The sequence below is a fragment of the Telluribacter humicola genome, assembly GCF_017355935.1.
Lineage (GTDB): Bacteria > Bacteroidota > Bacteroidia > Cytophagales > Spirosomataceae > Telluribacter > Telluribacter humicola.
Window position 1 is genome coordinate 221,220 of the sequence record NZ_JAFIQT010000001.1, and the last position, 22,332, is coordinate 243,551.

Annotated in this window: 21 protein-coding genes and 1 tRNA gene; 14 read left to right on the forward strand and 8 right to left on the reverse strand. The window is 52.0% G+C overall.

The annotated features are described in order from the left end of the window. Positions 1 to 10: 10 nt before the first annotated feature. The 5 genes from JUB14_RS00945 to JUB14_RS00965 all read left to right on the forward strand — a co-directional run bounded on the left by JUB14_RS00945 (position 11) and on the right by JUB14_RS00965 (position 4,434). Positions 11 to 799, forward strand: a complete 789-nt coding sequence (locus JUB14_RS00945) for a cysteine hydrolase family protein (RefSeq protein ID WP_207503665.1) — start codon at positions 11 to 13, stop codon at positions 797 to 799. Positions 800 to 877: 78 nt separating this feature from the next. Continuing rightward, positions 878 to 1,528, forward strand: a complete 651-nt coding sequence (locus JUB14_RS00950) for a phosphatase PAP2 family protein (RefSeq protein WP_207503667.1) — start codon at positions 878 to 880, stop codon at positions 1,526 to 1,528. An 81-nt stretch (positions 1,529 to 1,609) separates the two neighbouring features. After that, positions 1,610 to 2,392, forward strand: a complete 783-nt coding sequence (locus tag JUB14_RS00955; RefSeq protein WP_229367464.1) for a glucose 1-dehydrogenase — start codon at positions 1,610 to 1,612, stop codon at positions 2,390 to 2,392. A gap of 44 nt (positions 2,393 to 2,436) precedes the next feature. Then, entirely contained in the window at positions 2,437 to 3,969 is a 1,533-nt protein-coding gene (locus JUB14_RS00960; protein WP_207503669.1) for an ArnT family glycosyltransferase, read from the forward strand. Positions 3,970 to 4,074: 105 nt separating this feature from the next. Further along, entirely contained in the window at positions 4,075 to 4,434 is a 360-nt protein-coding gene (locus tag JUB14_RS00965) for a hypothetical protein (protein WP_207503671.1), read from the forward strand. Positions 4,435 to 4,563: 129 nt separating this feature from the next. Here the strand turns inward: JUB14_RS00965 and JUB14_RS00970 are convergent, their stop codons facing one another. After that, a complete protein-coding gene (locus JUB14_RS00970) occupies positions 4,564 to 5,346 on the reverse strand; it encodes a hypothetical protein (RefSeq protein ID WP_207503673.1) in 783 nt (260 codons plus the stop codon). A gap of 216 nt (positions 5,347 to 5,562) precedes the next feature. Between JUB14_RS00970 and JUB14_RS00975 the strand changes: the two genes are divergently transcribed. Together JUB14_RS00975 and JUB14_RS00980 are read left to right on the forward strand one after the other, a co-directional pair. Next, positions 5,563 to 6,798 carry an MFS transporter gene (locus JUB14_RS00975; protein ID WP_229367465.1) on the forward strand — a complete coding sequence of 412 codons (1,236 nt, stop codon included), beginning with the start codon at positions 5,563 to 5,565 and terminating at the stop codon, positions 6,796 to 6,798. A gap of 154 nt (positions 6,799 to 6,952) precedes the next feature. After that, positions 6,953 to 7,456, forward strand: a complete 504-nt coding sequence (locus JUB14_RS00980) for a cupin domain-containing protein (RefSeq protein WP_207503675.1) — start codon at positions 6,953 to 6,955, stop codon at positions 7,454 to 7,456. A 9-nt stretch (positions 7,457 to 7,465) separates the two neighbouring features. On the opposite strand, the gene JUB14_RS00985 is transcribed toward JUB14_RS00980, so the two are convergent. Then, the gene (locus JUB14_RS00985) at positions 7,466 to 7,915 is read right to left on the reverse strand and encodes a nuclear transport factor 2 family protein (RefSeq protein ID WP_207503677.1); all 450 of its coding nucleotides are present in this window, start codon (positions 7,913 to 7,915) and stop codon (positions 7,466 to 7,468) included. A gap of 43 nt (positions 7,916 to 7,958) precedes the next feature. Beyond that, on the reverse strand, positions 7,959 to 8,357 hold the full coding sequence (locus JUB14_RS00990) for an NUDIX hydrolase (protein WP_207503679.1): 399 nt from the start codon (positions 8,355 to 8,357) through the stop codon (positions 7,959 to 7,961). 167 nt (positions 8,358 to 8,524) lie between these two features. Here JUB14_RS00990 and JUB14_RS00995 point away from each other — a divergent pair, with 167 nt between their 5' ends. Continuing rightward, complete coding sequence (locus JUB14_RS00995; protein ID WP_207503681.1) at positions 8,525 to 9,193, forward strand: 3-keto-disaccharide hydrolase; 669 nt, start codon at positions 8,525 to 8,527, stop codon at positions 9,191 to 9,193. A 104-nt stretch (positions 9,194 to 9,297) separates the two neighbouring features. Here the strand turns inward: JUB14_RS00995 and JUB14_RS01000 are convergent, their stop codons facing one another. Further along, positions 9,298 to 9,846: a DUF6265 family protein gene (locus tag JUB14_RS01000; RefSeq protein WP_207503683.1), complete on the reverse strand. Its 549-nt coding sequence runs from the start codon at positions 9,844 to 9,846 to the stop codon at positions 9,298 to 9,300. 284 nt (positions 9,847 to 10,130) lie between these two features. Here JUB14_RS01000 and JUB14_RS01005 point away from each other — a divergent pair, with 284 nt between their 5' ends. The 3 genes from JUB14_RS01005 to JUB14_RS01015 all read left to right on the forward strand — a co-directional run bounded on the left by JUB14_RS01005 (position 10,131) and on the right by JUB14_RS01015 (position 13,383). Continuing rightward, positions 10,131 to 11,378 (forward strand): Tm-1-like ATP-binding domain-containing protein, encoded by a 1,248-nt coding sequence (locus JUB14_RS01005; RefSeq protein ID WP_207503684.1) that lies wholly within the window; start codon positions 10,131 to 10,133, stop codon positions 11,376 to 11,378. Positions 11,379 to 11,419: 41 nt separating this feature from the next. Then, positions 11,420 to 12,292: a phosphoenolpyruvate hydrolase family protein gene (locus JUB14_RS01010; RefSeq protein ID WP_207503685.1), complete on the forward strand. Its 873-nt coding sequence runs from the start codon at positions 11,420 to 11,422 to the stop codon at positions 12,290 to 12,292. Between the two features lie 212 nt (positions 12,293 to 12,504). Beyond that, positions 12,505 to 13,383: an HNH endonuclease gene (locus JUB14_RS01015; RefSeq protein ID WP_207503686.1), complete on the forward strand. Its 879-nt coding sequence runs from the start codon at positions 12,505 to 12,507 to the stop codon at positions 13,381 to 13,383. Positions 13,384 to 13,460: 77 nt separating this feature from the next. Here JUB14_RS01015 and JUB14_RS01020 read toward each other — a convergent pair. Then, positions 13,461 to 13,533, reverse strand: a tRNA-Met gene (locus JUB14_RS01020). Between the two features lie 186 nt (positions 13,534 to 13,719). On the opposite strand from JUB14_RS01020, the gene era reads away from it, so the two are divergent. The 3 genes from era (at position 13,720) to JUB14_RS01035 (ending at position 17,031) form a co-directional block, all read left to right on the forward strand. After that, positions 13,720 to 14,646: a GTPase Era gene (era, locus tag JUB14_RS01025; RefSeq protein WP_207503687.1), complete on the forward strand. Its 927-nt coding sequence runs from the start codon at positions 13,720 to 13,722 to the stop codon at positions 14,644 to 14,646. A gap of 129 nt (positions 14,647 to 14,775) precedes the next feature. After that, on the forward strand, positions 14,776 to 16,086 hold the full coding sequence (der, locus tag JUB14_RS01030; protein ID WP_207503688.1) for a ribosome biogenesis GTPase Der: 1,311 nt from the start codon (positions 14,776 to 14,778) through the stop codon (positions 16,084 to 16,086). Positions 16,087 to 16,098: 12 nt separating this feature from the next. Beyond that, positions 16,099 to 17,031, forward strand: coding sequence for a DMT family transporter (locus tag JUB14_RS01035; RefSeq protein ID WP_207503690.1), 933 nt, complete (start codon positions 16,099 to 16,101; stop codon positions 17,029 to 17,031). A 14-nt stretch (positions 17,032 to 17,045) separates the two neighbouring features. On the opposite strand, the gene JUB14_RS01040 is transcribed toward JUB14_RS01035, so the two are convergent. From JUB14_RS01040 to JUB14_RS01050, 3 genes are all read right to left on the reverse strand, one after another. Further along, positions 17,046 to 17,495 carry a (deoxy)nucleoside triphosphate pyrophosphohydrolase gene (locus JUB14_RS01040; RefSeq protein ID WP_229367466.1) on the reverse strand — a complete coding sequence of 150 codons (450 nt, stop codon included), beginning with the start codon at positions 17,493 to 17,495 and terminating at the stop codon, positions 17,046 to 17,048. Positions 17,496 to 17,685: 190 nt separating this feature from the next. Then, entirely contained in the window at positions 17,686 to 18,711 is a 1,026-nt protein-coding gene (ruvB, locus tag JUB14_RS01045; RefSeq protein ID WP_207503692.1) for a Holliday junction branch migration DNA helicase RuvB, read from the reverse strand. Between the two features lie 95 nt (positions 18,712 to 18,806). Next, the gene (locus JUB14_RS01050; protein ID WP_207503694.1) at positions 18,807 to 22,331 is read right to left on the reverse strand and encodes a PKD domain-containing protein; all 3,525 of its coding nucleotides are present in this window, start codon (positions 22,329 to 22,331) and stop codon (positions 18,807 to 18,809) included. Position 22,332: the final 1 nt, after the last annotated feature.

A 22,332-nucleotide genomic window follows, 5' to 3' on the forward strand; every position in this document is an offset into this window, starting at 1 on the left:
ATTTGTCACTATGAACACAACCGCTTTACTCATTATAGATGCCCAGTATGACTTCTGCGATCCTGCGGGTGCCCTATACGTGCCGGGGGCAGATCAGGATGTAGTACGCATTGCGGGTCTGATCCGGGAGCATACCGGGAAGATAGATCAGATAGTAGTAACTCTGGATACCCACCACGTACTGAACATCGCTCACCCCGGCTTTTGGGAAGATCAGGAGGGTAATCCGCCCGCTCCCTTCACTCCTATCACGGCCGCCGATGTAGACGCCGGACGCTGGATACCCCGCTACGAAGCGGACTATAGTAGGGAGTACGTTCGTACCCTTGAAGCTCAGGGGGAGTTTCAGCACTATATCTGGCCCGAGCATTGCCTGATCGGTACACGTGGTGCGGCGCTGGACGACGCCATTGCCGGAGCCATTCGGGAGTGGGTACACCGTACTGGTCGTGATTATGAAGCGGTGATCAAGGGAGTACATCCATTCGCTGAGCACTTCGGCGTATTCAGAGCCCAGGTACCCGTGCCCGGAGCCCCCGAAACTGAGCTGAACACTTCCCTACTTACGCTGCTGAACCGCTATGACCGGGTACTGCTTGTGGGGGAGGCCCGCTCGCATTGCGTAGGGACCAGCATGAAGCAAATCCTGAAGTATGCACCCGAACTGGTACCGAAGCTGGTGGCACTGACCGATTGTATGTCGGACGTGACGGGCTTGGGATATCTGGCGGATCCGATCTATGCCGAAGCCCGCGACAAAGGCGTGCTATTCACAACCTCGACCGAAATCCAGTTTTAATACCAATTCGTTGCTGAGCAGGCGGACAAGCGATCACTGCTATTCAATTTCCTGTTCTGCTCATAAATCCGCTTACTGATGAGGCAATTTGTTTACCGGCAGTGGCCATTCCTGCTCCCCTTTGCAATCCTGTGGCTGGCAATGGGGGTTGTACAGCTCTTTTATGCGCAGAGTGATATCATTATTTCGATTAATAACAACTGGAATCCATTTTCTGACTACCTCTTTAAGTACAGCACCCACCTGGGCGACAGTATTTTTATATTCGCAGTGGCCTTACTGACGCTGTTATACTCATTCCGCAGAGCCCTGCTGATTATGCTCAGCTACCTGATAGCGGGTATGATCGTACAGATCTGTAAAAACTTTATATTTTCTGACATACAACGCCCCTGGTATACCATGGCTAAGGTAGCGCCCTGGCTGCATAAGGTGGAGGGGGTGCAGATGTACCAGAACGGGAGCTTCCCCTCCGGACATACTACGTCGGCCTTTGCCTTATTTGCGATGCTGGCTTTCATGAGTCGTACTCCGTGGCTCAAGGCGCTTTATCTGGTGCCGGCCGCGATGGTGGGCTACTCACGTATGTACCTCCTGCAACATTTTATGATCGATGTGTACGTGGGCTCAATGCTGGGCGTAGTAAGTAGCGTCCTCCTTAATTATTATATCGAAAAGTACTGGGAGGCGCACCCTAAGGCGTGGCATCAGAAAGGCCTTCTGACCTGATATCTTTTTGGGGATAACAGTGGGAGTCTCAGTCGGTTTTTATAAGTTTGTTAGGTAAGGTTGTTGTTTCTCTACAACAGCATGACTTATCCCACCACTGAGCGCATGATACGATTCCAGGACCAGGTAGTAGTCATTACGGGGGGCGCCTCGGGAGTTGGCCGGGCTACGGCTCTGGCTTTTGCCGGAGAGGGAGGCCGTGTAGTAGTGGCTGATGTGGCCGAAGAAGGGGGACATGCCACCGTAGAAATGGTCCGCCAGGAAGGGGCCGAAGCCATGTTCATTACCTGTGATGTAGCGCAGCCCGATCAGCTACAGCAACTGGTCTCCGAAACCGTGAGGACCTACGGCAGGCTGGATGTAGCTATCAATAACGCGGGAGTGGGAGGAGTATTTGCGCGCACTGCCGACGTACCCGCCGAGGAGTACCATCGCGTTGTTAATATCAATTTGGGTGGGGTGTTTTTTGGAATGCAGTACCAGATCCGTCAGATGCTCCGGCAGGGCGGAGGGTGTATTGTGAATGTAGCCTCGCTGGCCGGGTTACGTGGCTTTGCCAACTGCTCCATCTATACCGCTACCAAGCACGCCATAGTAGGGCTTACGAAGGCTTCGTCAGCCGAATACGCCCGCAAAAACATCCGGATTAATGCGGTCTGTCCTACGTATACCCGATCTCCGCTCTTTGAACAGCTACTCGAGCTGAATCCCTCCTACGAAGAAAAATTCAAACTGAATATTCCCATGAGGCGTTACGGACAACCTGCTGATACGGCACAGGCTATTCTGTGGCTATGCGACCCCCGCAATACCTTTGTGACAGGACTGGCGCTACCCATTGACGGCGGTATGATGGCTGTATAAGCCGGAACTATGTTTCTTATTGCTGAAAAACTGAATTGAATAGTATGATTTTTGCTGGACGGTACCGCCATCTTATTCTATTATTAGTGGTAGCCTTTGGCTTTTTCTGGAACCTGGGCAATGCCCCTCTGTTTGATGAGGATGAGGGCTTCTTTGCCGAAGGAACGCGTGAAATGGCTCTGCGTGGAGATTTTATCTCTACCTATATTAACCAGGAACCCCGCTTTGATAAGCCCCCCCTGACCAACTGGCTACAGTACGGAGCTACGCAGCTACTGGGCTGGAACGAATGGGCCATGCGCCTGCCTTCGGCCGTGGCGGCTCTGGGCTGGATGCTGGCCATATTCCTGTTTGTGCGAAAGCGACTGAGCGAGCGGGAGGCTTTCTACGCCACACTCATGGCAGCCTGCTCTCTACAGATCACCATCATTGGCAAGGCGGCCCTGGCCGATGCCCTGCTCAATGCCTTTCTGGTGGGGGCCATGTTTAGCCAGTACGAGATACTGCAGGGCGGTCATAGGAAGTATACCTTTCTTTTCTACGGATTTTCGGCGCTCGGCTTTCTGTCCAAAGGCCCCATTGCGGTACTGGTACCCGGTGCGGTTACGGTCCTGTACCTGCTGCGCTGGCGGAGTATCCGGCCGCTCTGGCGGGTCCTCGACGGCTCAGGTATCCTCTTGTTTCTGCTTATTACGCTGCCGTGGTACTTACTACAGTACCAACAGATGGGGCAGGCATTCATAGATGGTTTTTTCCTTAGCCATAACGTCAACCGCTTCCGGACTACCTTTGAAGGCCATTACGGCGGCATCCTGTACTTTGTACCTATCCTGCTGGTGGGGCTACTACCCTATACGGCGGTGGTACTTTCGGCTTTTGGCAGGCTGCGCTACCTGTGGCACGACAGGTACTTCTCGTTCCACCTGCTGTGGTTTGTTTTTATCTTTGTGTTCTTCTCGCTGTCGGGTACCAAGCTGCACCACTATATTATCTACGGCTATACGCCACTCTTTGTGCTGGCAGCCTGGTACATTGCTTACAATCCCGGCTTGCCGCTGATCTGGCCCCTGCTGGTATTCATGATCATTCTGCTGGTGGCGCCTTTTACGCTGCCCAACTTTATTCCGATGATCAATGATGCTTATGTTGTGGAGGTCATACAGGGAGCCGCCGCTGAGTTTAATCAGGAGTATTACATCGCTATGGGAGTACTCTTGCTGGTCTTGCTGGTATTGGAAGTAAAGAAGAGCTGGCCCAAGGACCTGCGGCTGCTACTGGCCGGACTGGTACTGCTGGTGACGATCAATATTCTTTGGATGCCCCGGCTGGCCAATCTCCTGCAGGAGCCGGTGAAGCAGGCGGCTCTGCTGGCCAAACAGCGGGGCTATACTAATCTGGTGGTGTATGATCACTATTACCCCAGCTTTCATTTTTACTCCGGCCTATTTGCCGAAGAACGTACACCTCGCACTAGTGATATCGTACTGGCCCGAAAGCACCGCCTGGAGGGAGTGCAGAACAAGGAGATTCTTTACGAAAAATACGGAGTGGTACTGGCCAGAATCCAAGGGCCATAACGGGTAGTTGCAGGAACTTGGGACAAATGGATAAGCAAGAAAAAAAGCATCTATCTTCCAACCAATAGCAGTAGGGGAGAGTCTCACCTGAAAAACTTGTCATCTATGAAAATACGGATACTGCTGGCAGCCCTCCTGCTTACGCTGATTTCAACAGCTGAGCAGTGTGGTATTGGCCCTGATCGCCTGCGCGACGGTTGCTTCGCCGACGCCCCCCTGGAAACAATTCCATGGGCTAAAAACCAATTAGCTTCCTTCCAGCAACCCAAAAGCGGGCCTTTGCGCGTAGTAGTATACTCCTACCGTAATGAGCAGTTTCTGGCTTTTGAGAACGCATTTATTTCTTCGCCCATGAGCTATATTTTTGACTGCTCGGGTACCTCTATTGCACAGAGAAATATAAATTATAACGGCTTCTATGATGAAGTCAAAACGCTCAAAGTACTTATTAGAGATACTTATTAGATTATTGCTGTCAAAGTACCCTACGCGCTGGCTAAGCGATATATTACTAGCTATCATTGAAAAAGCCTGAGGCCACTGTCAGACAGCGGCCCCAGGCCTGAAACCTCCCGTGGTGTGGATATTAACTGATTAATTATTCATAGTAAGTTGTTCGTGCGTCTCCTCCACGTTGTGGCGGAGCATCAGGCCCGACGATACGCTCGCCAGTACCAGCTTCAGTTCCGGGTGGATATTGTCTTTGAGCCAAACTTTCCCGTTGTTCAGGGTCGATACCGCGCCGATGGTCTTACCATCCAGTTGGAACTCGTAGCCGTAAACAGTGGTAGGATTAGCTAGTTTGGAGCCGCCTTCCAGTTCGCGCAGACCCACAATATCAATGCGGGTACCGTCGGTGTTGCTGCGGATAAAGCCTAACGTGGTGTTTTTGAGCGTACGGCCGCCGTCTACGTTGTGGACGATAAACTCCCAGCCTTCCTTAGAGCCGCTGAGTTCAATACCACCGGCAAAGTAGTTGCGGTAGTTGGTTGAGAGGGAGAAGTACTCCCGTACGGGCGATACATCCACATCTCTAAAACGGCTTACAAAGGCTACCTCCGCCGAACGGCCACCGGGGCCATACTGCTGGAAGCTTAGTTTTTCACGGGCTCCGTTGAAGCGGGCTACAAAGGGTATCGAATAGCTGAATGTCCAGCCGCGCTTTACTTTACTGGTAGTATAGTCGCCGAAGGTGAGTACCTGCCCGATCTGGAATCCCTGGCGTCCTTTGACAGAATACTCCGTCGAAACAGATTTGAGGTCATTGGTAACTGCAACTTCGGCAGTACGACAAGCCGTAAAGGCTACGGCCAGAAATGCGAGCATGAGGGTGTACCGTCCGGCGGTAACGATGGGGGTGAGTGTTATTTTTTTCATGGCTAACTAGGTGATTACTGTATATAAGAGGTGCAGGTGCAGCAAAAGGTTGGAACAGGAGCCACTTTTTTAGCCAGTTTTTTAGTGGAAGCTAGCTGTTTTTTATAGAATATTGTACTTAGCCTTTGATACTAACTGTCTGCTCCGAATTGTACATTGTGTGCATCTGGAGGCCCGAAACTAGTTAAACCTATTGACAGGTAGTCTCTGTTTTGTATGAAGACGGGATACCTGCTGATCAGTGGAGCAGGTACATTACCAATGGAAGCCAGTACTATACGTCATCGTCCTGCTTATCTTCTGCCGTTGCTGGTAGCGGCACAGTTTGCCGGTACTTCGCTCTGGTTTGCTCCCAATGCCGTTTTGCTCAATCTGCAGCCCTTTCATCCCGGCGTTACTACCTTTCTGCCTACCATGACCACGGCCGTGCAGCTGGGTTTTGTGCTGGGTACTCTTTGCTACTCCTGGTTTTCGGTAGCCGATCGGTACTCGCCCGTGCGGGTATTTATGCTGTCGGCTCTACTGGCCGCCCTGACCAACGCGGGAGTACTGCTGAGCTACCAGTGGCTCCCGGGCCTGTTCATGACGCGCATGGCGGTAGGCTTTTTTCTGGCCGGGGTGTACCCCGTTGGGATGAAGATCTGCAGCGATTGGTATGAGGCCGGTTTGGGCAAGGCACTGGGCTATCTGGTGGGAGCGCTGGTACTGGGGACCGCATTTCCGCACCTGATCCGGGCCCTGTCGGTGCAGCTCGACTGGCGATACGTGATCCTGGCTACGTCGGCCCTGGCCGTAGCCGGTGGACTGGTAGTAGGCCTATTGGTAGCAGATGGACCTTTCCGGCGGAAGGCCGGGCGGCTCAATCCTGCCATGCTCGGGGAGGTATTCCGGGTACCTGATTTCAGGCGGTATGCCTTTGGGTACTTTGGCCATATGTTTGAGATATACACCTTCTGGGCCTTCGTTCCGCTATTGCTGTTCACCTATACCCGACTGACCGGAACTGGACTGGATGTACCTCTTTGGTCATTCGTGATTATAGCGGTAGGGGCTCTGGGCTGCGTCTCACTGGGTGAACTGTCGCAGCGGTGGGGAAGCCATCGGACCGCCTGGCTGGCGCTGCTGATATCGGCTATTTGCTGTGGACTGGTACTTGGTATGGCGCTGTTGCCGGTAGTGGTACTGGTAGGGTACTTGATTGTATGGGGCATGAGTGCAGCGGGTGACTCGCCGCAGTTTTCGGCACTTGTGGCCCAGCACGCTCCCGTCGATTATCGGGCTACGGCCATTACTATCGTTACCTCCATTGGTTTTTTTATTACCATTCCCAGCCTGTACCTGACGCAGTGGCTGTTCGGCCTGTTTGGGCACCAGGCGCTGGTCGTGCTGGTACTGGGTGGTATCTTTGGCCTGCGGGCCATGCGGCATCGAAAGGTAGCCCCACGTGTATGATAACACCTACAAAAGCTAACATTAACTGTATTGGTTAAGTAGATCATAAATATAAGAAAGCTGCAAACCGTAGCCTGTGTCCCCACAGGCCACGGAATTAATAACCTTGTTAATCAATACACCGTCGCTAAAAACTACTAGCTAACCCCTACCTATGAAACCAGCCAGTTATTGGGTAAATAAATACAACATGCAGGCCCACCCCGAAGGAGGGTACTTTGCTGAAACCTACCGCTCCGCGGAACAGATCCCCCAGTCGGCCCTGCCCGACCGCTTTGGAGGCAGTCGGGTGTTCAGTACCGGGATATATTTCCTGCTTGAAGGGCACCACTTCTCGGCACTGCACCAGATCCAGTCCGATGAGCTGTGGCACTTCTATACCGGCGATCCGCTGGAGGTGTACGTCATCCATCCGGAGGATGGTCTATTGGAAGTCATCAGGCTAGGGCCTGATCCAGAGCGGGGCGAGGTGTTTCAGGCGGCGGTACCGGCGGGTACCTGGTTTGGCTCCCGCCCCATTCCTGGCAGCACCTACTCACTGGTAGGCTGTACCGTAGCGCCGGGCTTTGATTTTGCTGATTTCGAACTGGCCGATCGGGAGCTGCTGCTGGCGCAGTATCCCCAGCACCGGGAGGTGATTGAGGCGCTGACGCGGTAGCTTAGTTGGCTACAGCTTTCTGCGGATTACCGTCGAGTGCAGTACCCGGATGCGCCAGCCTTTTCGGGTCTTTTCCAGAATGGCCGATTCCAGCCAGCGGATGGTTGTTTCTTTTTGGTTGCGGGTGATTACCGCGGTATTCTCGTAGTTGGTCCAGGCTAAGTTGCCCTTCACAATGGTGTTGAAGAAGTCAAAACTGTTGAGGCGCTTGAAGTCGGCCGGGCGTGTGACGGCGAATTTGACTGCCAGCGTATCTATATTCCAAACCATCCCGTCTTCCAACAGCAGAAAATCCTCCGTAACCGTTTCCTTCATCTTTGGGATGCTGGCTTCTGTCAGGGCGTCAAAAAACAGCACTACCATCTGCTCTACCTCTTTCTGTTCTTTGGTTTTGGTTTGGGCCAGTACCTGCTGTAGAGGCAGGCTGATGAGTATCAGCAGGAGTATCTTTTTTAGCATATTGAGTAAGTTGAAATATGATTATCTGACCTTATAGAAGCCACTACTGCAGGAGTTCCCGTTCTTTCAGCCAGTCAAATATGATCTGATCGACCGGCGATACCTTATCCCGGTCATAGTAGCTGAGCCATACGACCTCCTCTATCTCGTTGGAGGCGGCTATGGTACCTTCGTAGCTACTCTCATAGCAGGTCATCTTCACTTCCACGCCTTCGGGCTGGTTGTCTGCCTGCGCCTGAAATACACCTACCAGCCGGATACTGTCCTCAACCAGCTCCACAGTGAGTTCTTCCCGAATCTCACGGGAGAGCGCTTCCCAATCACTTTCGCCGGGATCCCGTTTCCCTCCCGGAAAGTAGTACTTACTTCGGCCCCGGCTCCGGGTGCTCAGTATTTTGCCGTCGCGAATCTCAATCCAGGCTAGTTTGTCTATGATAGTCATAGCGGGTAGTGGTAATCCGGCCGCTAAATTAATGATAAAGCTGTACAGTACTACCGGGTCCAAGGGTACTTACATCCCGATGTCCACTCAGTAGATATTTTCCGGCCCAACTGGTAGTTTCCATGTTTTGACGCTTTTCTACAAGTAGCCGTACTAATCCCTGACGTATGAAAGCCATCACTCCTACCTACCTGTCTCTGATCACCGTAGCAGCACTTTCGCTGGGGCTCTTTTCTGGCCCATCGGCAGCAAACGCCCAGTCTGCGCGCAAAACCGTTTCCCTGTTTGACGGTAAGACCCTGAACGGCTGGAAAACCGTCGACTCGGCCCAAGCGGAGTGGTGGTACGTAGCTGATAGCGTGATCAGGAGTGGCGATGGCGTCAAAAAGATACCTGACAACAGCTACCTGTATACCACCCGTGAGTACGGTGATTTTGAGTTTCGGTGTTTGTTCCGGTTGTCCGGCAATCCGGCTACGGGTATGATCAACAGCGGCATTCAGTACCGGTCCCTCGTCCAGAACGGCAAGATGATTGGGTACCAGGCTGACATCGGCCACGGGTACTGGGGTGATATCTACGATGAACACCGCCGTGAAAAGCTTGTAGGGGGCGACCTAAGTACCCTACGGCACCTGCTCCGCGAAGACGGCTGGAACAGCTACATCATCCGCTGCCAGGGCAACCGCCACGAACTATACATCAACGGTGTTAAAACCTGTGAGTACATCGAGAAAGACCCTAACATCCCTAACAAGGGCGTCATTGCGGTCCAGATCCATTCGGGCGGTGCGGCGCAGGTAGAGTTCAGGGATATTACGCTGACGGAGCTGTAGTAATTTGTTAGTACAGATTCAGCTCTAAACCATTATTCATACTCCGAGATGACTCTTGTTAAATACAGATCCGGAAAAACAGGTAGCTCCAGAGCTGGAAGTGGTTACTTCGGCAACAGCTTATTCACCGCTTTATCCAGTTCGGGCATAGAGACCAGGTCGTAGTAGAAAGTACTCTTGGGATATTGAATTAAGGTCCACCAATGATTTTCCTTTGTATTGAGCCAGATGATCCGCCTCATACCTTTGTCAGTCAGGTTCTCGAAGGTCATTTCATTGGTAGTGACTCGGGTGGCTTTCCATACATCCGGATCCTCGAACACAATAGTACCCTCTCTCAACACGATTCGGGAATTTACTTTTACTGTAGTATCTCCTCCTTTTATAGCGATACTATAACAGCGTAGCGAGTTGTCATTCTGCTGCCGCCAGGTTTCATAAAAAGGCCCCTGATTAGTCATTCCCTTCCAGGTTCCAATGAGCCAGTGCGTCTTGGGGAGAAAGGTAGAATCAACAAGGGTACCTTGGACAGTTGCCGTCGCTCTAACAGTAGTACCAACCAAAACCTGCGGATTTTCCTGCGCCCGGGCCGAGTTCCAAAGGAGCAGGCAAAGGCATACCAGTGTTGGTAAGAAAAGTAGTTCTTTTTTCATGGCATATCAGAGTAGAAGTATAAAAGCGCAACTGATTGTTAGGTACTTAGCCTTATTAAAGGCTGCTTTTTTTAGTAATACTAATCTAATGCCACAGAAATAGGGGTATGATTATCAGTATGTTAATTGATTATTTGGTGGAAAAATTGTTCTAAAATGAACAGCTGTGTCCGTCGTTGGACAGCTCACTGAGCCTTTGCCTACAACAAGCCTGGTTTTGGATTTAATGACCTGATCCTATTTATTAGAGACTAAAACTTTCATCCATTTAATGAACATAGTAAATGGCTGCCTCTGATCAATCTATCGTAGTACTGGGTTGCTTTGATACCAAAGGCGAGGTTTTTGCCTGGCTGCGGGAATGCCTGCTGGGGCAGGGCGAGCGCGTCTTGACCATCAATACCGGCGTGCTGGGCACTACTGACCGGTTTCTGGTAGATATTGAATCGGAAGCGGTGGCCGAAGCCGCCGGAACCACCCTCACCGACCTACGTACCAGGCGGGATCGCGGACAAGCCGTAGACTGCATGGGAAGGGGAGCCGCTAAGGTACTATCCGGATTAGTAGAAGAAGGAAAAGTAAAAGCGGTTATTGGCATGGGGGGCGGCGGAGGTACCTACATCGCTCTGGCCGCTATGCAGGCCGTACCACTGGGCACTCCCAAACTGTGTCTGAGTACGGTGGCCGCCAAGGATCTGTCCCGGCAGGTCGGCGACAAGGATATTACCCTCATGCCCTCGGTGGTAGACGTTGCCGGACTCAACAGCATCATTGGCCCGCTGGTCCAACAGGCTGCGGCGGCCATCAGTGCCATGGCTGGGGTAGCCCGAAACGCTACGACCGCTTCGGCCGGTAGTATCGCCATCAGCATGTTTGGCAACACCACCGCCTGTGTTGATGCCTGCACCGAACTACTGACCCGACAAGGCTACGAGGTACTGGCTTTTCATGCCACGGGCGTGGGCGGCAAAACCATGGAAGCCCTGATCCGGGAAGGCTGCTTTGACGCCGTTTTGGACTTAACAACTACCGAACTGGCTGATGACCTGTGCGGGGGTATCTGCAGCGCCGGTCCCGAACGACTGACCGCCGCGGCTCGGATGGGTATTCCGCAGGTGGTGGTTCCGGGTTGTCTGGATATGGTTAACTTTGCTCATCCGGATACAGTACCCAAGCCCTACCGGCAGCGGGAAATGTACCGCTGGGCACCGGATGTCACGCTGATGCGGACCAATGCGGAAGAGAACCGGCAACTGGGTGAGCAGTTGGCCCAAAAACTAAATCCATCCGCGGCTCCCGTGGCTGTGCTGTTGCCCCTGAAAGGAATATCACAGATCGATGCCGGAGGAGGCGTATTTTTTCGTCCTGAAACAAATAGGGTTTTATTTGATGCGATACAGACCCATGCCGCGGAACATATAGAAGTGAGAGAGGTAGATGCTCATATCAACGACCAGGCGTTTGCCGAAGTACTGGTACAAACCCTGCTGGACCTGATTCAAAAGGACAAAATAACAAAAACAGGTACTTAGGGTACCCTTTTTATCATTTCAAAAAATTAAGATAGACTATTATGCCAAATCCATGGACCGGTAAGGGGAATCCTTATACCCGACAAGAGGTCAGAGAGCGCCTGCGGGCTACCCTGGATCAGAACAAAGCCATTATTGCGGCCGGAGCGGGGACGGGGATCAGCGCCAAATTCATCGAAAAGGGCGGGGCCGATCTGATCATTATCTACAATTCAGGCCGCTTCCGGATGGCCGGACATGGCTCCACGGCTGGCCTGATGGCCTATGGTGACGCCAATGCCGTGGCCATGGAAATCGGAGAGTTTGAAGTACTGCCCGTGGTGGAAGAAATCCCTGTTATTTGTGGCGTACACGGCTCCGACCCCCGACGCCGGATCTGGCACCATCTGCTGAAGGTAAAAGAAATGGGTTTTTCGGGCATTAATAATTTCCCGACCCACTCCATCGTAGACGGGCAGTTCCGGCAGGTACTGGAAGAGACCGGAATGGGCTTTGACAAGGAAGTAGAGATGGTTCGGATTGCCAGCAAAATGGAGCTTTTCTCCATCGTGTACGTAGCCAAACCGGAGGAAGCCCGGCAGATGGCCGAAGCCGGTGCCGACGCCATTATTGCCCACGTAGGTACTACGGTAGGTGGTTCTATTGGCGTAGTAGAAGCCTCCTGCACCATGGACGACGCCATTGAGCGTACCCAGCAGATCATAGAAGCCGCCCGGGCCGTCAATCCCGACTTGTTCTTCCTGACCCACGGTGGACCGGTCAATACGCCGGAGGATGTACGCCAGGTCCTGGATGCCACCGATGCCCACGGCTTTGTCGGCGCTTCCTCGCTCGAGCGTATGGGCGTAGAGGCTTCCCTGACGGACCTGACCCGACGCTTTAAGGCCCTTACGCTACCGGATCGACAGAAGTAGAAAGAACTGTAACTTGTGCCGATATAAAAATGGAATGAGGCGGTGTTCGAGCGTAAGTAGTAAGTAATGTACCCACTATGTCTGAGAAATCACTGGCCTACTACATTGAAGTACTAACTTCACTTAAACAGGATTCTGCCAGTAAGAAGAAATACGGTTTTGCGGCGCCTCATAAACCTGTACTTGTTCTAAGCCTTATTCAGGCTTTTGAGATGGGTTTGGTTATTGATGAAAATATTTGCCTTACTCCCGAGCTAGTTGGGCTTTTTACTGCTAACTGGTCTACTCTTGTTACAGCAGAGGGATATCAGGCTACTATTGCACAACCTTTCTACCATTTGTCTAATGAAAAGAAGGACTGGTGGCGTCTGGTACCAAACCCAGGTTGTGAGATTTGGATAGAAAATGCAGGTTCTATGCATTCATTCCGTAACCTTACCAGTGCGGTGGATCATGCAGAGATTGATGTAGAGCTAGCGGTTATACTGTCACAGGCTAGAAGTAGAACCATATTAAGGGAAGCTGTTTTGCAAAAGTACTTTCCTGAGCAGGCAAATACTGATCTAAGTAGAGCAGGTGATTATTTCCAGAAGATCAGCAACCAGATTATCAATGAAGATCCGGGTACCTATGCAGCCCGTATTCGTCAGCTCAAAGAGCGTATGTCCGGAGATGTAAAGCAGAGGGAGTTATTTCAACAGGAAATTTATATTCGAGGCGGTGCTTTTAAACGGGATGTACCTAAGTACTACGGCTACACGTGCAGTATCTCAGGGTTGAAAATAGACGCTACATTTAATGTATCCATGATTGATGCCTGTCATATAGTACCATTCAGCAGGAGCTATAATGATACTATAAGCAATGGTATTGCGCTTTGCCCAAATCTTCATCGGGCATTTGACAGAGGAATGATAGCTGTGGATGAAAATCATAGAGTACTTGTTAGTAAGCACTTTACCGAAAGTACCGATGCATCCTATTCAATCAAGAAACTCGGAGGTACTTCTATTCTCCTGCCAGAAGAATCCCGCTTTCACCCACTACCCGAAAACCTTGAGTGGCATAGGAAGCATATTTTTAAAGGTTAGGCTATCTGTAATACCTTTTAAGAAAGTTGTATCAAGCTAAACAAAAAAGCCTCAGATTTCTCTGAGGCTTTTCTTCGTAGCGGGAGCTGGACTCGAACCAGCGACCTTTGGGTTATGAGCCCAACGAGCTACCAACTGCTCCATCCCGCGGTGTTGTTGTTGGATTGGACTGCAAACATACGAGAGAGTTTTCAAAAAATCAACTACCTTTGTAAAAATATTTTTCAGAAGCGTTCTCAGTCCTGTTTCTCTCCTTGTTCCCCAACAACCAGGTGGGTTGTTGAGTTCGTCTGATATACAACTTATTATCTTTATTGGAGTAAAATTTCTTTGGTTATGGAAAATAGTTCAGCCACTGACCAGCCCGCCGACTTTCGCGCCGGGTTTGTGAGTATTATAGGTAAGCCTAACGTGGGGAAGTCAACCCTGATGAACGTATTGGTAGGGGAGCGGCTCTCCATCATTACGTCCAAGGCCCAGACTACCCGCCACCGGATCATGGGTATTCTCAACGGAGAGCACCAGGGGACGCCGTTTCAGCTGATCTACTCCGATACCCCGGGTGTGGTAAAGCCTGCTTATAAGCTGCACGAGTCTATGATGACCTTCGTAAAGGGATCACTCGAAGATGCCGACGTGGTCCTGTTCGTGACGGAGATGGGCGAAAAAGCCGCTGACCACGAAGTACTACCCCTGCTAAAGCGGGCCGATGCACCCATACTGCTGATCCTGAATAAGATTGACCTCTCTAACGAGCAGGAGGTAAAAATGAAAATGGAAGAGTGGCGACAGGTAGTAGATGCAGCCGAGATCATCCCGATATCGGCGCTGCACAGTGCCAATATTCAGTCGCTCTTTCAGGCTGTTGTGACGCGGCTGCCGGTCCACCCGCCTTATTTTGATACCGAAGAACTTACTGACAAGCCCGAACGTTTTTTTGCTTCGGAGATTATTCGCGAGAAGATATTTCTGAATTACCGCCAGGAGATTCCGTACAGCAGTGAGGTAATAATCACGGAGTTTAAGGAGCGCGATGATATCATTGTGATCCGGGCGGAGATCATTGTCGAGCGCGCGACGCAGAAAGGCATCCTGATCGGGGAGAAAGGCTCCATGCTCAAAAAAGTAGGGGTGCAGGCCCGGAAGGATCTGGAAGCTTTCTTTGACAAGAAGGTGTTTCTGGAGCAGTACGTACGGGTAGAGCCTGACTGGCGCAGCAAAGAGAACAAACTGCGGCAGTATGGATACAACAGAAACGACTAAAGAAGTACTTACTCTTTTGGAATAGATAGTAGGTGAGTTACCCCCTCCGATAGTAGGAGGGATATAATTTTAAAAAAACGAGTGCCGTGAGGGGGAATAGGAGTACTCTTCACATTACAATTAATAAAGATGGCAAATATAATTAGTATAGTCGGACGCCCAAACGTGGGCAAGTCGACCCTGTTCAACCGCCTGATCGAAGAACGCAAGGCGATTATGGACAACCAGAGCGGGGTAACCCGCGACCGCCACTACGGCTACGGTGAGTGGATAGGTAAGTATTTTACGGTCATAGATACAGGAGGATATGTAGTAGGCTCGGAGGATATATTCGAAGGAGCCATACGTGAGCAGGTGGAGCTGGCGATTGAAGAGTCGACCGTAGTCTTGTTTGTGGTAGATACCATGGCTGGCCTGACCGAGCTGGATAAAGAGTTCGCCAATGTACTGCGGCGCTACAATAAGCCCGTGTTCCTGGTAGCGAACAAGGTCGAGACGGTGGAGCGTCACCAGTCGGCAGCGGAGTTCTACGAGCTGGGACTGGGCGAAGAGATCTACCCGATATCGGCTCAGAATGGCCACGGTACGGGCGAATTGCTGGATGACGTAGTGAAGCATTTTGCGGATCCGGGCGTGGAAGACCCCGAAGCGGGAATTCCACGGATAGCTATCCTGGGACGTCCTAACGTAGGAAAGTCGTCGTTCCTGAACGTATTAACAGGTACTGACCGCAGCATCGTGACCGACATAGCCGGTACCACCCGCGATGCCATCCATACTCATTACAAGGCTTTCGGACGGGAATTTATCCTGACCGATACGGCCGGTATCCGTCGCAAATCCCGCGTGAAGGAAAATATCGAGTTTTACTCCACGCTGCGCTCGGTAAAAGCTATGGAAGATTCAGATGTATGTATCGTACTGCTTGACGCTACGCTGGGACTGGAAGGTCAGGATATTACCATCATCGCGCAGGCCATCAAGGCTAAGAAGGGCGTGGTGATCATGGTCAATAAGTGGGACCTGGTAGAGAAAGATTCCAAGACTGCCGACATCTTTAAGAAGGATATTTACGAGCGGCTGGCTACAATGAGCTACATACCGATCATCTTTACGTCGGTACTGGAGAAGCAGCGGATATTCCAGGTGATGGAAAAGGCCATGGAGGTATATGAGAACAAGACCAAGAAGATATCTACTTCCAAACTGAACGAGGTGATGCAGGCGGAGATTGCGAAGTACCCACCACCGGCCTACCGGGGCAAGTACATCAATATCAAGTACATGATCCAGCTGCCGACCCCTTCACCTACCTTCGTGTTTTTTAGCAGTAATCCCAAGCACGTTAAGGAGCCCTACATGCGCTACCTGGAAAACCGGATGCGTGAGAACTTTGACTTTTCGGGAGTCCCCATCACGATGTTCTTCCGGGAGAAGTAATAGAGCCCATTTGTGAGTAGAAGTCATGAATATAGTACCGGAGTTGTTCCCCGTTCCTACTACTGGATAGGAGCGGCTCTGGTACTGATAGCTGCCTTCTGCTTTGCCTGCAAAGGGGTACTGGTCAAGCTGGCCTACCAGTACCAGATTGATGCCATCTCGCTGGTGGCGCTGCGTATGCTGTTTTCGCTGCCGTTTTATGTACTGGCGGCTTTGCGGCTGTCACGGCAGCAGACCAACATCCGGCTTACCCTGCCGCAGTGGGGCTACCTGAGCCTGATGGGTATAGTCGGCTACTACTTTGCCAGCTACTTTAACTTTTTGGGGCTGGTGTACATTACAGCCAGTCTGGAGCGGGTGCTCCTGTTTATCTACCCTACCTTCGTGCTATTGATGGGAGCGTTCTTCTTCGGGCGCCGCATCACCCGGTTGCAGTACGGCGCGCTGGCGCTGACGTACCTGGGTATAGTACTGGCTTTCGTGCCTAACGTGGATACCGGTGAGCAGAAGGATCTTTTCTGGGGGGCTTTCTGGGTGATCGTAAGCGGAATTGTGTACGCGGTGTACCTGGTAGGTAGTGACCGCATCATTCCGGTGGTAGGCTCGCAGAAATTTACCTGCTACGCCATGATCGCAGCTACGGTACCAACGGTTGTGCATGCAGTCGTGGAGAATGGTTTTACGTTGTTCAGCTTTCCGGCGCCAGTGTACTACATCAGCCTGATCATGGCACTCTTTGTGACGGTACTTCCCACCTTTATGCTGGCCGAAGGCATCAAACGCGTGGGATCGGGCAATACCTCCATCATTGCCAGCATTGGCCCTATATTCACTATTGTACTGGCTACGGTAGTATTGGGCGAGCAGATAGACCTGCTGCAGATGACAGGTACCTTACTGGTGCTGGCCGGTGTGGTACTGGTTGGGTGGAAGGGAAAGAAATAGCTGAGTGAGCGGGACTACTGATTCTGTTCCTGGCTTTCCAGGTAATCAAGATAACTTTTGATGATGGCGTAGTCGGCCTCCGCCCAGTCGAGGCTATATAGTTCGTCAGGAGCCAGCCAGCGGATTTCTTCGTGGTCAACAAGCTGGATATCAAAGGTCAAAAGCTGACACACAAACGGGACCAGTTGGATTTCGCGCCAGCCGTCGTCGCGTATACTCAGGGGCAGACGGACGCCTATCTCGACCGCCACGTTCAGCTCTTCCAGAATCTCGCGATTAAGGGCTTCTTCTTCGGTTTCGTCCTCTTCCAGCTTTCCGCCCGGAAACTCCCATTTCAGAGGTAATGATAGGGTAGCGCTACGCTGGGCAGCCAATATTTTTCCTTCGTGCTCGATAACAGCACAAGGTACCTTTACAACTAACTTTACCGGCATTTCTGATCCTACCATTCCCTTGATTTTCAAGCCGCAAAAGTACGAGTAATAAATGTTACTCGTGCATTAACTTTTGGTAACACCTGTAAAAATCTGTGCCTTTCAGGTGTTACCTATAAACAGAGAATGGTATTTTTTATTGCATAAGCGGCTGAATGCTAAGGTAAAGCGGGTTGCTTAGGGGCTGTAACTACTATGAGTAGAACCCAATGAGTGCCAACTAAAACAGCTCGCCATTACGGTACTTAGGCACAACTCCCAGGTGCCGGTAGGCCTTTTCGGTAGCTTCGCGTCCCCGTGCGGTACGCTTCAGGTACCCTTCCTGAATCAGAAACGGCTCGTAGACCTCCTCAATCGTTTCGGCTTCTTCGCCGCAGGCCGTAGCAATGGTGGAAAGCCCTACAGGACCTCCCTTGAACTTCTCAATGATCGTGAGCAGGATACGATTATCCATTTCGTCCAGACCGTTCTGATCCACATCCAGCGCTGTAAGGGCCATTTCGGCAATGGCTACCGTAATGTTGCCCTTGCCTTTGACCTGGGCGAAGTCGCGGGTGCGGCGCAGCAGGTTGTTGGCGATACGTGGGGTACCGCGGCTGCGGCGGGCTATTTCATAAGAAGCTTCCTCGTCAATGGGGGTACCCAGTATAGATGCTGAGCGACGTACAATAGAAGCCAACAGCTTGGCATCGTAGTACTCCAGGCGCGCATTGATCCCGAAACGAGCCCGAAGGGGCGAGGTAAGCAAGCCAGCCCGGGTGGTAGCTCCTACCAGCGTAAAAGGATTCAGCCCAATCTGGACGCTGCGGGCGTTGGGGCCGCTATCCAGCAGGATATCTATTTTGTAGTCCTCCATGGCCGAGTAGAGGTACTCTTCTACGATCGGGTTGAGGCGGTGAATCTCATCAATAAACAAGACGTCGTACTGCTGCAGGTTGGTCAGGAGTCCGGCCAGGTCACTGGGCTTGTCCAGTACGGGACCCGACGTGATTTTCAGATTAGCGCCCAACTCGTTGGCTACGATATGCGAGAGGGTGGTCTTGCCCAGGCCCGGAGGGCCGTGCAGCAGTACGTGGTCAAGTGCTTCACCCCGCTGGCGGGCCGCCTGAACGAATATCTTCAGGTTAGCCAGCACCTTATCCTGTCCCGTAAAGTCGTCGAACGAAAGAGGGCGTAAGGCCCGTTCGATTTCTTTTTCGGTATTGGAAAGCTGTTCTTTATCTCCGGTCAAGTAGTCTTTGCGCATGGGGTGTTGGTAACTAAGTACCCTTTCCGGCTTGGGCCGGAAAGGGTATGAATGAGTAGGTCAAAAATAAGGATTTTTAAGCGGAAAACAGCACCCTAGCGTATAACCATAACCGAGCCGCGCATCACCGTAGAGCGGCGGTCGGGGTAGTCTTCACTGCCATAGCTCACTACGTAGGCGTAGCTACCCGGCTGTACTTTGGTACCGCGGTAGGTACCATCCCACTTCTGCTCTATGCTGTCGGTCGCAAAAATAACCTCACCCCAGCGGTTGTAGATCTTAAGGCTGAAGTCCCGGAAGTAAAGACCAAATACATCCAGATAGTCATTGGAGCCGTCGCCGTTGGGCGTGAAGGCGTCAGGAATGTACAGGCGTGGTTCGCAACGGTCTACTACCACGGTTGTTTTCTCAGTTGCACAGCCTTCCGGATTGGTCGCTATTACCAGGTACTGACCGATCCGGCTTACGGTGACACTTGCGGTAGTATCCGACGAATGCGGCCACAGGTACGAAAGGTTGTTGCGGCCGTTGGCCTGCAGCTTTACCACCCCTCCCTCATCCACGCAGAGCGGGAACTCAGGGGCCAGATCTACGGTAGGAGGAGGCGTTGAGCTGATTACAATCTGATCAGTACCTTCACAGCCATTCTCTGCATTACGAACGGTGAGGGTGTAGGTACCATTTTGTTCTACTACGATGCTTGGGGTAGTAGCTCCGGTACTCCACAGGTACTGGTTGCCGGGGAAGTTGACAGACAGCGGGGCTAGCTGTACGGTATCACCAATACACACGCCGCGATCCGGACCCAGACGCGCCAGGTTGTCTTTCTCCAGCCCTACAACAATACCCGTAAGAGTAAAGGTACAACCACCGGCGTCGGAGGTTTCGAGGCTGTAGGTACCGGGTTGCAGGTTAGTAGCCGTGGCATTGCTGCTGACTACCTGCCCGGTACTGCTGAGCCAGCGGTAGGTAGTAGGTTGTCCTCCGGTTATGTTGAGGGCGATAGAGCCTGAATCCGGTTGCGTACAGGCGGCATTATCTACCACCGCGGACATTCGCAAGGGGTTAGCCGCCGATCGGAGGGCAAAGGCCGTATCGGTTGTACAGGCCTGTGGGTTGCCGCTTACGCGTAGCAGGTAAGAACCTTCGCGCAGGCTGTCCACTCTTGGTCCATTACCCAATGGAGTATTGTCCGGTCGCGTCCAGGTGTAGTTGTACGTCCCTCCCGGACTGATAGACCTGACTTGGATGGCTCCGTCGGCAGAGGTACAGGTTGTGGGCGGAAGTAGATCAGCCGCGATGCGGGCCCGGGGGCGGGCTACTACCTGCAGTGTATCCTCATTGTAGCAGTCGTTGCCATTCTTAACCTCTACGAAGTAGATACCAGGCTGACGAACAGTAATGTCACGGCTGTTTTCGCCGGTATTCCACTTAAACTCGCGCCAGGTCTGGCCGGGAGCGGTGATGACAATCGAACTATCATTACACATGGTCGTATCAGGACCCAGTGAGAAAGCGGGTGGACGGCGGATGGTCATTTCCAAGGTATCAGCCTGGAAACATACACCTTGTGGGCCATTGGCTGCGATGGCTATATATTGACCAGTAGCGGTGGCTTTAAGTACCTTCTCCCGGCTGATAGGACGGCCGTTGTACAGCCACACAAACAGCTCAGCATCTACATTAGAGTTAAGCTCAACGCTGTTGCGGCATACATCCTGGTCAGGGCCCAGATCGATTGGATCGGGCGTAGCAAATATCTCTACCTGCTGGGTAAAGGTGGTATCCTTACATCGGTTGATGGCGCGTAGCGTTACGGTATAGATGCCGGGGTTCTGGTAGGTATGCTGTACCTGGGTTTGTTTGCCTGCCACGGGTGCACTGCCGTCTCCAAAGTTCCAGGTGTACATATCCTCAATCGGCTGACAGAGCGGACTGGCCTGGAACATGGTAGGAGCACCCGTACAGAAGCCATCGGCCTGGAAGCCGGGGCCGTCCTGCTGCTCCGTGAAGTTCTGCACCAGGCTCGGCAGACCCAGCTGGCTCTTTTTACCACCCAGGCTGACCCCCTCCGGGTCAAAGTCTACGGCATTGGCCGAGTTCTGATCTGGATTATTGATAACCCCCAGATAGTCGCTACCCTCTATAGCCAGGTAGATCCTACCATCGGGCCCCACCTGCAAGGCTCCGTATTTCTGCGTTTGCGAACTATCTATGGCAATTCGGGACTCGGCTATAAGGGCAGAGTCCCCCAAACTTATATCGTACTGTACCAGCAGCGAGGCCGTATCTTTGCCATTCCCGCTGAACGAGACGTACATTTTTTCTCCATCGGGTGAAAATTCCACCCCGTAGGCTTTGGGCGGAGCCGGCCCCAGATCAATCGTTCGTTCGTATTCAAGTTGCCCCGTAGAGTCTGAGAAGGTAAACAGCTCGACGTAGTTCTTGGGCGGGCCAGGTACTACTACGGCTAGTCTGCGCTTGCCCGAGGTACTATCCACGGGAGAAAACTTCATGTAGCCTTCCCCCTTTTCAGGCGTGTCATGTGCCATACCCAGCGGGTAGGTACCGGTTTCGGTCAGGCCGCCCGTCGTAGCATGGAATACACGGAATGTATTGTTGCCGTAGTCGTGAGTAATAACCCAATAGGTACTGTCAGCATCGTTACGTACTGAAGCAAGGCGCTCCGTAGTGGTCTGCTGTAGTACAGAATTCTGCTCCACAACGGCTCCGTTTCCATTATTACGGCGCATATCTACTACACTGGTCGTAAGCAGCTTGGTAGAGTCATTGATGTCCGTCGTCGTAAATACCGTGTAGAGATAGTCACAGCCCCGACAGGTAGGTTGTGGGACGATCAGAGCCGATTGAGTCGACTGTTTACTTCCTTTCAACGTCTGGCAGCTATCCGCCTGACAGGGCATCTCATTGCCCTCCTTGTCGAAGATTTTTATACCATCTGTATAAAAGAGTAGCTGTCCTTTGGAGTTAGCGATGGACGAGGTACCCTCCGGCGTATTTAGCTTACCATCCGTTATGGCCTGCGGAGCTCCGTTAGAAAAGTCAAGGCCCGCGTTGGAACCGAAGAACCACTTGGCACCCTCCTGCCCCGACTGTTCCAGACATATCTTCACATTAACCCGATCCTGAATTTTACACCCGTTGGGCAGGATTACTTCTACTGAGTAACAACCTGAGCTATCTACTTCCAGGGTTTGAGTAGTGTCGCCCTTGGGGTACCAGATGAACTTGGCTCCGGCGGGGGCACCACCATTAGGGTAAGGATCCAGCGTGATAGTTTGATCAGGACAGATTGTAGTATCCGGTTTCCAGTTCTGGAACATCGGAGGAAGCTCACCAATCTGTATGGGTACACTAAGACTATCCTTGCTGCCATTCTGCAGCGTTCTTACCAGACTTACCTGATAGGTACCCGGCATAGAATAAGAGTGCTGTGGGTTGCGACGTGTAGAAGTGTTGTTATCTCCGCTATTGGAGTCACCAAAGTTCCACTGCCACGCTACCGCCGTTTTCAGCGTATCACTGAACGAGGTCGAGTCGTCGGCGCAATTGGGGTTAGCCATACATTGCCCTTTGACCACAAAAGGGGTCTGGGCCATT

Coding starts and splice junctions, on each gene's coding strand:
- JUB14_RS00945 (WP_207503665.1), top strand. CDS start 11: ATGAACACAACCGCTTTACTCATTATAGATGCCCAGTATGACTTCTGC.
- JUB14_RS00950 (WP_207503667.1), top strand. CDS start 878: ATGAGGCAATTTGTTTACCGGCAGTGGCCATTCCTGCTCCCCTTTGCA.
- JUB14_RS00955 (WP_229367464.1), top strand. CDS start 1,610: ATGACTTATCCCACCACTGAGCGCATGATACGATTCCAGGACCAGGTA.
- JUB14_RS00960 (WP_207503669.1), top strand. CDS start 2,437: ATGATTTTTGCTGGACGGTACCGCCATCTTATTCTATTATTAGTGGTA.
- JUB14_RS00965 (WP_207503671.1), top strand. CDS start 4,075: ATGAAAATACGGATACTGCTGGCAGCCCTCCTGCTTACGCTGATTTCA.
- JUB14_RS00970 (WP_207503673.1), bottom strand. CDS start 5,346: ATGAAAAAAATAACACTCACCCCCATCGTTACCGCCGGACGGTACACC.
- JUB14_RS00975 (WP_229367465.1), top strand. CDS start 5,563: ATGAAGACGGGATACCTGCTGATCAGTGGAGCAGGTACATTACCAATG.
- JUB14_RS00980 (WP_207503675.1), top strand. CDS start 6,953: ATGAAACCAGCCAGTTATTGGGTAAATAAATACAACATGCAGGCCCAC.
- JUB14_RS00985 (WP_207503677.1), bottom strand. CDS start 7,915: ATGCTAAAAAAGATACTCCTGCTGATACTCATCAGCCTGCCTCTACAG.
- JUB14_RS00990 (WP_207503679.1), bottom strand. CDS start 8,357: ATGACTATCATAGACAAACTAGCCTGGATTGAGATTCGCGACGGCAAA.
- JUB14_RS00995 (WP_207503681.1), top strand. CDS start 8,525: ATGAAAGCCATCACTCCTACCTACCTGTCTCTGATCACCGTAGCAGCA.
- JUB14_RS01000 (WP_207503683.1), bottom strand. CDS start 9,846: ATGAAAAAAGAACTACTTTTCTTACCAACACTGGTATGCCTTTGCCTG.
- JUB14_RS01005 (WP_207503684.1), top strand. CDS start 10,131: ATGGCTGCCTCTGATCAATCTATCGTAGTACTGGGTTGCTTTGATACC.
- JUB14_RS01010 (WP_207503685.1), top strand. CDS start 11,420: ATGCCAAATCCATGGACCGGTAAGGGGAATCCTTATACCCGACAAGAG.
- JUB14_RS01015 (WP_207503686.1), top strand. CDS start 12,505: ATGGGTTTGGTTATTGATGAAAATATTTGCCTTACTCCCGAGCTAGTT.
- era (WP_207503687.1), top strand. CDS start 13,720: ATGGAAAATAGTTCAGCCACTGACCAGCCCGCCGACTTTCGCGCCGGG.
- der (WP_207503688.1), top strand. CDS start 14,776: ATGGCAAATATAATTAGTATAGTCGGACGCCCAAACGTGGGCAAGTCG.
- ruvB (WP_207503692.1), bottom strand. CDS start 18,711: ATGCGCAAAGACTACTTGACCGGAGATAAAGAACAGCTTTCCAATACC.
- JUB14_RS01050 (WP_207503694.1), bottom strand. CDS start 22,331: ATGGCCCAGACCCCTTTTGTGGTCAAAGGGCAATGTATGGCTAACCCC.